Genomic DNA, 9,350 nt, shown 5'->3' on the forward strand with positions numbered 1-9,350 from the left:
ACTTACCGCCCATGTTCGGGCCGGTAATCAGCAGCAGCTTGCGGTCGGCGGTCAGCGTGCAATCGTTCGCGATGAACTGCTCGACCTGCGCTTCGACGACCGGGTGGCGGCCTTGCTCGATCACGATGCCGATATCGTCGGAAAATTCCGGTGCGACCCAGTCGAGCGAGCGCGCGCGCTCCGCGAATGCGGCGAGCACGTCCAGTTCGGCGAGTGCCGACGCGACACGCTGGCATTCGGGGATGAACGGCAGCAACGACTGCAGGAGTGCGTCGTATAGCGCGCGTTCGCGTGCGAGCGCGCGCTCCTGCGCCGACAGCGCCTTGTCCTCGAACGTCTTCAGTTCGGGTGTGATGTAGCGCTCGGCATTCTTCAGCGTCTGGCGGCGGCGGTAATCGTCGGGCACCTTGTCGGTCTGCCCGCGCGTGACCTCGATATAGAAGCCGTGAACCTTGTTGTATTCGACGCGTAGGTTCGCGATGCCGGTGCGCGTGCGCTCGCGCGCTTCGAGATCGATCAGGAACTGCCCGCAGTTCTCCGAAATGTCGCGCAGTTCATCGAGCTCCGCGTCGTAGCCGCGGGCGATGACGCCGCCGTCGCGCACCATCGCGGCGGGCTCCGCCGCAATCGCATGCGTCAGCAGATCGAGGCACTCCGCGGGCGGCACGAGCGCGGCGTCGAGGCGGGCGAGCGCGTCAGCGGCGCCGACGATCGTGCTGATGCGCTCGCGCAGCGCCGGCAGCGTGGCGAACGTGTCGCGCAGGCTCGACAAGTCGCGCGGACGTGCGGACAGCAACGCGAGGCGACCGGTGATCCGTTCGACGTCGGCGATCTGCCGAAGTGCGCTGCGCAGGGCGTCGAGGCTCGCATTCGCAGGCGCGTCGAGGAGTGCGCCGATTGCCTGCTGGCGCGATTGCGCGGAGACCGATGCGCGCGGCGTATGATGCAGCCAGTGACGCAGCAGGCGGCTTCCCATCGTCGTGCAGCAGGTGTCGAGCAGCGAGTACAGCGTCGGCGATTCGGTGCCGCGCAGCGTTTCGGTCAGTTCGAGATTGCGGCGTGTAGCCGGATCGAGGCCGATGTATTCGGTTTCATTCTCGACCTTCAGGCTGCGCACGTGCCGCAGTTGCTGGCCCTGCGTGGCCGCCGCGTACAGCAGCAGCGCGCCGGCCGCGCCGCACGCGCTGGTCAGCGAGTGGGCACCGAAGCCTTCGAGGCTCGCGACGTCAAGCTGGTCGCACAGGCGCTGCGTGCCCGATGCGATGTCGAAGTGCCATGCCGGGACGCGCCTGAATGCGCCGGCGCCGGGCGGTACGGTGTCGTCGGCCGCGTCGGCGCTCAGGATTTCGGCGGGGCGGATGCGCTCGAGCGCTGCGCCGAGCTGGTCGGGGGCGATTTCGGCAAGCCGCAACGCGCCGCTGGCGAGGTTCAGCCAGGCCAGGCCGATATTGACCGCGACGCCGCGCTTGTTGTGTCCGGTGCACATCGCGAGCAGGTAGACGTCGCTCTTGTCGGACAGCAGCGCGGCATCCGTCAGCGTGCCCGGTGTCACGACACGCACCACCTTGCGTTCGACCGGGCCCTTCGAGGTTGCCGGGTCGCCGATCTGCTCGCAGAGCGCGACCGATTCGCCCATCTTGACGAGCTTTGCCAGGTACTGCTCGACCGCATGGTGCGGCACGCCGGCCATCTTGATCGGATTGCCGGCCGACGCGCCGCGTTGCGTGAGCGTCAGGTCGAGCAGGCGGGCGGCTTTTTCGGCGTCCTCGAAGAACAGCTCGTAGAAGTCGCCCATTCGGTAGAAGACGAGCGTGTCGGGATGGTCGGCCTTGATGCGCAGGTACTGCTGCATCATCGGCGTGTGCTGAGCGAGCCCGGCGGAGAGTGCGTCGTCGGTCTGAATGGCCATCGTGCGAATGTGTGCGTGTCCGAAATTGGAGGTGAGTTTACCGCGTCGGGAGCGGACCGGAAGCCGGCCGGACGGCCAATATGGCGCGACGGCCCGGAAACGGCGACGGCCCGGGCCGCGCGGGGCGGACACGGGCCGTCTGGCAATACGCGGCGGCGTTATTCCGCAGCCGGCTGAACGTGGCTGTAACGGCTCAGGATCGGGATCATCTGCGCGTAGATCTTCGGGTTCGCCGCGACGATTTCACGGCGATCGAGAAAGTCGGCATCGCCGGTGTAGTTGCCGACGAGGCCGCCCGCCTCGGTGATCAGCAGGCTGCCTGCCGCGACATCCCAGATGCTGACGCCTTGCTCGAAGAAGCCGTCGAGACGCCCCGCCGCGACGTTCGCGAGATCGAGCGCAGCCGCGCCCGGACGGCGCAGGCTCGTGCATGCCTGCGTCATTTCGGCGAAGAGGCGCACGTAGGCGTCGAGGCCGTCCTTTTCGCGGAACGGGAAGCCGGTGCCGATCAGCGCGTCCGTGAGACGGTCGCGGCGGCCGACGCGGATCCGGCGGTCGTTCAGGTAGGCGCCGCGACCACGTGTCGCGGTAAACAGGTCGTTGTTGTTGGGATCGTAGACGACTGCCTGCGTCACGACGCCCTTGTGCGCGAGCGCGATCGACACGCAGTAGTACGGGAAGCCGTGGATGAAGTTGGTCGTGCCGTCGAGCGGATCGATGATCCACTGGAATTCGGACTGGTTGTCCGATTCGCCCGACTCTTCGGCGAGGATCGCGTGATCGGGGTAGGCGTTCTTCAGCGTCTCGATGATCGCGTCTTCCGCGGCCTTGTCCACTTCGGTGACGAAATCGTTGTGCTGCTTCTTGCGGATCTCGATCAGGTCGAGATCGAGCGAGGCGCGATTGATGATCTGTCCGGCGCGGCGCGCAGCCTTGACAGCGATATTGAGCATGGGATGCATGAGCCTGGATCCTGTAGCCGGCGGCAAATGGCCGCCACGAAAGTGGAACAACCCGACCGAAACGGCGCGAGCGCGCTTCGGCGAGATGAGACGCGAATTGACAAAGAACGACTCGCGTGCGGTAAGCCGCGACGCGGTAAGGGCATGATTTTACCCGACTTTCGCCGATTCATTACAGAGGAAATGCGGGGAAACCCCACTGGCCGTCCGGACGGGTAGGTTTGTGGGGGCGTTGGCGATACCATACCGCCATTCTGGTGAATCGAGTCGTATGGTGTTGAAATACTTGCAGAAACCCGCTGCGCTGTCCGCCGCAAGCGCACCTCAGTCGTCCGGGCCGCTCCGCGGCGGCTTTACATCCACCCGCTTCGTGCTCGTCGAGCCGAGCCATCCCGGCAATGTCGGCGCGGCCGCGCGCGCGTTGAAGACGATGGGGTTCTCGCGGCTCGTGCTGGTCGCGCCGCGCGTGCCGCACGTGCAAAGCGATCCGGAGGCGATCGCGATGGCGAGCGGCGCGGACGACGTCCTGGCGTCCGCGCACGTCGTGCTGACGCTCGGCGATGCACTGTCCGGCGTGCACTGGTCGATCGCGCTGACCGCGCGCTCGCGCGAATACGGGCCGCCGCGCCTCGCGCCGCGGGCGGCGGCCGGCGAGGCGTGCCGGCAGGTCGGCGCGGGTGACATTGCACTCGTGTTCGGCAACGAGCGGACCGGGCTGTCGAACGAGCACGTCGAATTGTGCAACGCGCTCGCCCATATCCCGGCCAATCCCGCCTACAGTTCGCTGAATCTCGCGCAGGCGGTGCAGGTGCTCGCATACGAGCTGCGCATCGCGTTCATCGAGGAGGCCGGCGTGCCGCAGCGGGAGGAGACGGGCATGCTCGCGCAGAGCGATGAGATCGAACGGATGTACGTGCACCTCGAGAATGCGTTGATTGCGCTCGATTTTCTCGATCCGCGCAATCCGAAGAAGCTGATGCCGAGGCTGCGGCGCCTGTTCGCGCGCACCGGACTGGAGCGCGAGGAGGTGAATATTCTGCGCGGCATCGCGAAGCATATCCTGCTGAAATCCCGCCCGCCGGAAGGTGGCGCATAGCGGGCAGCGACCGAATACCCGCACCGGCGGCGGGGTGAAGGGGCGGCGTCGTGCGGGCGTGTGCGGCTCGACCTACAATCGCCGGACATCATAAGCAATGCAGCCGGCGCGATAAGGGCCGGCCAGCGCCGGCGATGTGCGCCGGTCATTCCTCCCGGATCAGATCATGTTCACGAGACTGCGCGAAGACGTTGCGACGATTCGCGAGCGCGACCCCGCCGCTCGCAGCGCCTGGGAAGTCCTGACCTGCTATCCAGGGCTGCACGCGCTCGTGCTGCATCGAGTCGCACATGCATGCTGGCGCGCGAAGCGCTTCTGGATCGGACGTTTCGTATCGCAGCTCGGCCGCTTCCTGACCGGCATCGAGATCCATCCGGGGGCGACGATCGGCAGGCGCGTATTCTTCGATCACGGCATGGGCGTCGTGATCGGCGAGACTGCGATCGTTGGCGACGACTGCACGATTTATCAAGGCGTGACGCTGGGCGGCACGTCGCTGACGCGCGGGGCGAAACGTCATCCGACGCTCGAGGCAGGCGTGATCGTTGGCGCGGGCGCGAAGGTGCTTGGCGGATTCACGATCGGCGCCGGTGCGAAGATCGGCTCGAACGCGGTGGTCGTGAAGCCGGTGCCGGCAGGCGGCACCGCAGTCGGTAACCCGGCGCGCATCGTGATGCCGGCCCGGCCGAAGGCGGAGCCGGCGCGTGCGACGTTCTCCGCGTACGGCATCACGCCGAATGCCGACGATCCGATGTCGCTCGCGGTTCACGGGTTGATCGACCACGCGGAGAAGGAAAGCCGGCGGGTCGACGAGATCGTTGCGGCGCTCGAACGGCTGGGCGCGCATCTGGAGTCGCTGCAAGGCGTCGATGCCGCACGTCTCGATCTGCACCACCTGTCGGCGGTGCTGGAGGGCAGGGCGGTCGAGCGCCAGCCCTGAGCGGTGTCGTAGTGTGGCGCCCGCCGGTTCAGCCGAGCGGCAGGGCGTGGATGCCTTCCGCATCGACACGCAGGTAGCCGCCGCGCGGCGTGCCGTGATCGAGATCCCAGTCCGGCAGCACCCAGCGCACGCCGTCCGGCTCGAGATGGCGGGCGGGGCGGTGCGTGTGGCCGTGGATCATCACGCTCGCGCGGCTGCGCTTGAACAGCGCGGCAACGCCTTCGCGCGTGACGTCGTAAATCGGGGAGTGCGGGCGTGTCCGGCCGGCTTCGCTGTTTGCGCGCATGCGCTCGGCGAGCGCGCGGCGCCAGCGGAACGGGCACGCGAGGAACAGCCACTGCGCGGCGCGGTTGCGCGCGATGCACCTGAAACGCTGATAGCCGCGGTCGGCCGTGCATTGCGCGTCACCGTGTGCGAGCACGATGCGCTGGCCGAACGCCATGATGAGCGCCGGGTCGGGCAGCAGGGTCGCCCCGGCCGCCTTCATGAAGCGTTTGCCCAGCAGGAAATCGCGGTTGCCGTGCATCACGTAGAGCGCGATGCCCCGTTCGGGAAGCGTGCGCAGCAGCCCGGCCATGCGCTTGGCGAACGGATCGGCGTCGAGTATGTCGTCGCCGATCCAGTATTCGAACAGGTCGCCGAGGATGAACACCGAATCGGCGCTATCCGCGGTGTATTGCACGAAATGCTCGAACGCGGCGACCGTCTTCGGGATCGCCTCGCTCAGGTGCAGATCGGACAGAAACAGAAACGGGCGGGCGGCCTGCGCGTACTCGCGCTCGCCAGGCACACCCGCGGAGACGCTTCGCGGCGGCGTTTCCTGCAACATCGAAGTGCCTCCGTATCCGTTCGTCAGACGACGACTGCCTTTTCGATCACGACGTCGTCGGTCGGGACATCCTGATGGAAGCCCATGTTGCCCGTCTTCACGCCCTTGATCTTGTCGACGACATCCTGGCCTTCGACGACCTTGCCGAACACCGCATAGCCCCAGCCTTGCGGCGTCGGCGACGAGTGGTTCAGGAAGTCGTTGTCGTTGACGTTGATGAAGAACTGGGCGGTCGCCGAGTGCGGATCGTTCGTGCGCGCCATCGCGATCGTGTATGTGTCGTTCTTCAGGCCGTTGTTCGCCTCGTTGTCGATCGGCGCGTCGGTCGGCTTCTGCTTCAGGCCCGGCTCGAAGCCGCCGCCCTGGATCATGAAGCCATTGATGACGCGGTGGAACACCGTGCCGTCGTAGTGGCCCTTCTTCACGTAATTCAGGAAGTTCTCGACCGTCTTCGGCGCTTTTGCAGCGTCGAGTTCGAGCTTGATGACGCCGTGGTTCGTGTGCAGTTCAACCATGATGAATTCCTCTGTTGACGCGGTTTAAATGGCACGCGGCCGGTCGTGCGACGCGGCCGCGCGAGACGCCGGAATGATCCGGCCGAAATTATTTCGAAACGACGCTGGCCGATTCGATGACGATCTGCTGTTCCGGCACGTCGCGCATCGGGCCGCGCGACGTGGTCGGTGCAGATTCGATCTTCTTGACGACATCCATGCCCGACACGACCTTGCCGAACACCGCGTAGCCGTTGCCGTCCGGATTCGGATAGTCGAGGCCGGCATTGTCGACCGTATTGATGAAGAACTGCGCGGTCGCCGAATTCGGGTCGCTCGTGCGTGCCATCGCGATCGTACCCGTCGCGTTCTTCAGGCCGTTCCTGCTCTCGAGCGGGATCGGCGCGCGAGTCGGCTTCTCGTCGAAGTTGGTCTTGTAGCCGCCGCCCTGGATCATGAAGCCCTTGATCACGCGGTGGAACACCGTGCCGTTGTACTGGCCGGCCTTGACGTAATCGAGGAAGTTGGCAACCGTCTTCGGCGCCTTCTCCGGATACAGCTCGACGCGGATGTCGCCCTGCGAGGTCTTCAACTGCACGACGGGGTGCGCAGTGGCCGTTTGCGAGAATGCCGGAGCGCTCGCGAGGAGGGCGGCGCTGCCAAGCGCCAGCAACAGACGTTTCATGACGATCCTCAGGTTGGATGGGTGAAGCCGTGCGCGCCGCTTATCGCGATGGCGCAGTGTAGGGCGCCGTCATCAGGCCGGACGGCCCGCCGAACTGGAACGTCGGTGACAGCGGCAGCGTCGTGGCCGATGCGTTCGCGGCCGCGCGATCCGTATGCGCGCGCGGCGACGGCGCGGCGGCGCGGGAGCCTGCCGGCGGCTGGGGCGGCGTGATGATCCTCTGCAGGTCGGCGAGGCGCTGCGCGGTCGGGCCGCTCGTGCGGCCGAGCGACTGTGCGCGCTTGTACGATTCGGCCGCGAGGCGCAGGTACAGGTCGCCGAGGTTCTCGTATGCGAGCGTGTAGCCCGGGTTGGCCTGCGTCGCGGTGACGAGCGCGGCGCGCGCCTCGTCGTAGCGGCCATGCTTGGCGTAGAGCGCTGCGAGGTTGTTGTACGGTTCGGGCAGTTCGGGATACGCCTGCGTGAGTTCGACGAACTGCCGGATCGCATCGTCGTCGCGGTTCAGGCGGGCGAGCACGGTGCCGCGCTTGAACTGCGCCTGCACGTCGCGCGGGTTCGCGGCGATGCGCGCATCCAGTTGCGACAGCGCCTGGCTCCAGTCCTTGCCGGCGATCGACGCGTCGATCCCGGGCGTACCGTCGGTGGGGGCCGCTGCCCGCTGCGCATGGGCCGCGGCGGCCGGCAGCAGCGTCAGCGCGACGCCCATGGCGGCGATCGCAACGAGGGTCGCTGCGCTTTGCGCGCGGCCGCGAGGAGATTTCATAGGCGTAAATCGGAATGTTATACTCCGGGCCATTCTAACAAAACGTCTGCGCGTTCCGGCGAGCGGCAGACAGTCTTTCTTTTGCCTCTCGTGGCCGTCACCGCTGTGCTTGCAGCCTGACCGCCCCATGTGATATCGAGGACACGGCTCGCCGCCGTAGCGGGTGGTCCGACCGGTTAGCATGCAGGGCGAGCTTCGCCAGGGCGGTCTCCTTCGGCTCACGGTTCATCTCTATGGAATCACTGCGCATCTACAACACGCTCGCGCGTGACAAGCAAGTTTTCGTGCCGCGCCAGCCCGGCGAAGTGCGGATGTACGTATGCGGGATCACCGTCTACGACTATTGTCACGTGGGCCACGCGCGCATGATGGTCGTGTTCGACCTGGTGCAGCGCTGGCTGCGCGCGCTCGGCTATCGAGTCACGTATGTGCGCAACATAACCGATATCGACGACAAGATCATCCGCAGCGCGGTCGAAAACGGCGAGTCGATCAAGTCGCTGACCGACCGCTTCATTGCCGCGATGCATGAGGATGTCGATGCGCTCGGCGTCGAGCGTCCGGACGTCGAGCCGCGCGCGACCCAGTTCATCCCGCAGATGCTCGGGATGATCGAGACGCTCGAGGCGAACGGCTACGCCTATCAGGCGAAGGACGGCGACGTCAATTACTCGGTGCGCAAGTTCGCGAACTACGGAAAGCTGTCGGGCAAGTCGCTCGACGACCTGCGCGCGGGCGAGCGTGTGGCCGCGAACGACGCGAAGGAAGATCCGCTGGATTTCGTGCTGTGGAAGCGCGCGAAGCCCGAGGAGCCGGCCGACACGTCGTGGGATTCGAAGTACGGCGCCGGGCGTCCGGGCTGGCATATCGAATGCTCGGCGATGGGCTGCACGCTGCTCGGCGATCACTTCGACATCCACGGCGGCGGTCAGGATCTGCAGTTCCCGCACCACGAGAACGAAATTGCGCAGAGCGAAGGCGCGACCGGCCAGACATTCGTCAATTACTGGATGCACAACGGCTTCGTGCAGATCGACAGCGAGAAGATGTCGAAGTCGCTCGGCAATTTCTTCACGATTCGCGAAGTGCTCGAGAAGTACGATGCCGAGGTCGTGCGCTTCTTCATCGTGCGCACGCATTACCGGTCACCGCTCAACTACAGCGATGTGCATCTCGACGATGCGCGCGCGTCGCTGACACGGCTTTACACCGCCCTGAAGGACGTCGCGCCGGATGCGGGCGCACTCGACTGGAACGAACCCCACGCGCAGCGCTTCGCCGCCGCGATGAACGACGACTTCAATACGCCGGTCGCGGTCGCGGTTCTGTTCGAGCTGGCGGGTGAAGTGAACCGCACGCGCGACGCGGCGCTCGCGCGCCAGCTGAAGCAACTGGCCGGACTGCTCGGCTTGCTCGGCCGGGAGCCGCGCGCGTTCCTGCAGCACGCAGCGGGCGCGGCGCAGGAAGGCGGTCTGTCGGCCGACGAGATCGACGCGCAGATCGCCGCGCGCGGCGCGGCGAAGCAGGCGAAGAACTATGCCGAAGCGGACCGGATTCGGGCGGCATTGCTCGAAGCGGGTATCGCGCTTGAAGACAAGCCGGGTGGATCGACCGAATGGCGTCGCGTATGAGCGCGCCGCGCCTTTCCATTGATCGATTCGCCGGGTAGGAG

General features: G+C 66.2%; 9 protein-coding genes. 3 read left to right on the top strand and 6 right to left on the bottom strand.

Annotation, left to right across the window (positions count from 1 at the left end):
- Both mutS and KH616_RS16245 read right to left on the bottom strand, forming a co-directional pair.
- The coding region (mutS, locus tag KH616_RS16240; protein ID WP_292248085.1) for a DNA mismatch repair protein MutS at window positions 1-1,909 on the bottom strand (1,909 nt) is incomplete at its 3' end.
- A 158-nt stretch (window positions 1,910-2,067) separates the two neighbouring features.
- Window positions 2,068-2,871 carry an inositol monophosphatase family protein gene (locus KH616_RS16245; RefSeq protein WP_292248087.1) on the bottom strand — a complete coding sequence of 268 codons (804 nt, stop codon included), beginning with the start codon at window positions 2,869-2,871 and terminating at the stop codon, window positions 2,068-2,070.
- A gap of 271 nt (window positions 2,872-3,142) precedes the next feature.
- On the opposite strand from KH616_RS16245, the gene KH616_RS16250 reads away from it, so the two are divergent.
- A complete protein-coding gene (locus KH616_RS16250; RefSeq protein ID WP_292248090.1) occupies window positions 3,143-3,967 on the top strand; it encodes an RNA methyltransferase in 825 nt (274 codons plus the stop codon).
- A gap of 166 nt (window positions 3,968-4,133) precedes the next feature.
- Complete coding sequence (cysE, locus tag KH616_RS16255; RefSeq protein ID WP_292248093.1) at window positions 4,134-4,907, top strand: serine O-acetyltransferase; 774 nt, start codon at window positions 4,134-4,136, stop codon at window positions 4,905-4,907.
- A gap of 28 nt (window positions 4,908-4,935) precedes the next feature.
- Here cysE and KH616_RS16260 read toward each other — a convergent pair whose 3' ends face one another.
- From KH616_RS16260 to KH616_RS16275, 4 genes are all read right to left on the bottom strand, one after another.
- Window positions 4,936-5,736, bottom strand: a complete 801-nt coding sequence (locus KH616_RS16260; RefSeq protein ID WP_292248095.1) for a UDP-2,3-diacylglucosamine diphosphatase — start codon at window positions 5,734-5,736, stop codon at window positions 4,936-4,938.
- A gap of 23 nt (window positions 5,737-5,759) precedes the next feature.
- A complete protein-coding gene (locus tag KH616_RS16265) occupies window positions 5,760-6,251 on the bottom strand; it encodes a peptidylprolyl isomerase (protein WP_292248098.1) in 492 nt (163 codons plus the stop codon).
- An 88-nt stretch (window positions 6,252-6,339) separates the two neighbouring features.
- Window positions 6,340-6,915, bottom strand: a complete 576-nt coding sequence (locus tag KH616_RS16270) for a peptidylprolyl isomerase (protein ID WP_292248101.1) — start codon at window positions 6,913-6,915, stop codon at window positions 6,340-6,342.
- 40 nt (window positions 6,916-6,955) lie between these two features.
- A complete protein-coding gene (locus KH616_RS16275; protein WP_292248104.1) occupies window positions 6,956-7,678 on the bottom strand; it encodes a tetratricopeptide repeat protein in 723 nt (240 codons plus the stop codon).
- Between the two features lie 233 nt (window positions 7,679-7,911).
- Here KH616_RS16275 and cysS point away from each other — a divergent pair, with 233 nt between their 5' ends.
- Entirely contained in the window at window positions 7,912-9,309 is a 1,398-nt protein-coding gene (gene cysS / locus KH616_RS16280; protein WP_292248107.1) for a cysteine--tRNA ligase, read from the top strand.
- The last annotated feature ends 41 nt before the right edge of the window (window positions 9,310-9,350 follow it).

The sequence above is a fragment of the Burkholderia sp. genome (assembly GCF_018375725.1).
In the GTDB taxonomy this organism is placed as follows: domain Bacteria; phylum Pseudomonadota; class Gammaproteobacteria; order Burkholderiales; family Burkholderiaceae; genus Burkholderia.

Excerpts from the sequence above, each read along its gene's own strand:
- KH616_RS16245 (WP_292248087.1), bottom strand. The coding sequence starts at position 2,871 with ATGCATCCCATGCTCAATATCGCTGTCAAGGCTGCGCGCCGCGCCGGA.
- KH616_RS16250 (WP_292248090.1), top strand. The coding sequence starts at position 3,143 with ATGGTGTTGAAATACTTGCAGAAACCCGCTGCGCTGTCCGCCGCAAGC.
- cysE (WP_292248093.1), top strand. The coding sequence starts at position 4,134 with ATGTTCACGAGACTGCGCGAAGACGTTGCGACGATTCGCGAGCGCGAC.
- KH616_RS16260 (WP_292248095.1), bottom strand. The coding sequence starts at position 5,736 with ATGTTGCAGGAAACGCCGCCGCGAAGCGTCTCCGCGGGTGTGCCTGGC.
- KH616_RS16265 (WP_292248098.1), bottom strand. The coding sequence starts at position 6,251 with ATGGTTGAACTGCACACGAACCACGGCGTCATCAAGCTCGAACTCGAC.
- KH616_RS16270 (WP_292248101.1), bottom strand. The coding sequence starts at position 6,915 with ATGAAACGTCTGTTGCTGGCGCTTGGCAGCGCCGCCCTCCTCGCGAGC.
- KH616_RS16275 (WP_292248104.1), bottom strand. The coding sequence starts at position 7,678 with ATGAAATCTCCTCGCGGCCGCGCGCAAAGCGCAGCGACCCTCGTTGCG.
- cysS (WP_292248107.1), top strand. The coding sequence starts at position 7,912 with ATGGAATCACTGCGCATCTACAACACGCTCGCGCGTGACAAGCAAGTT.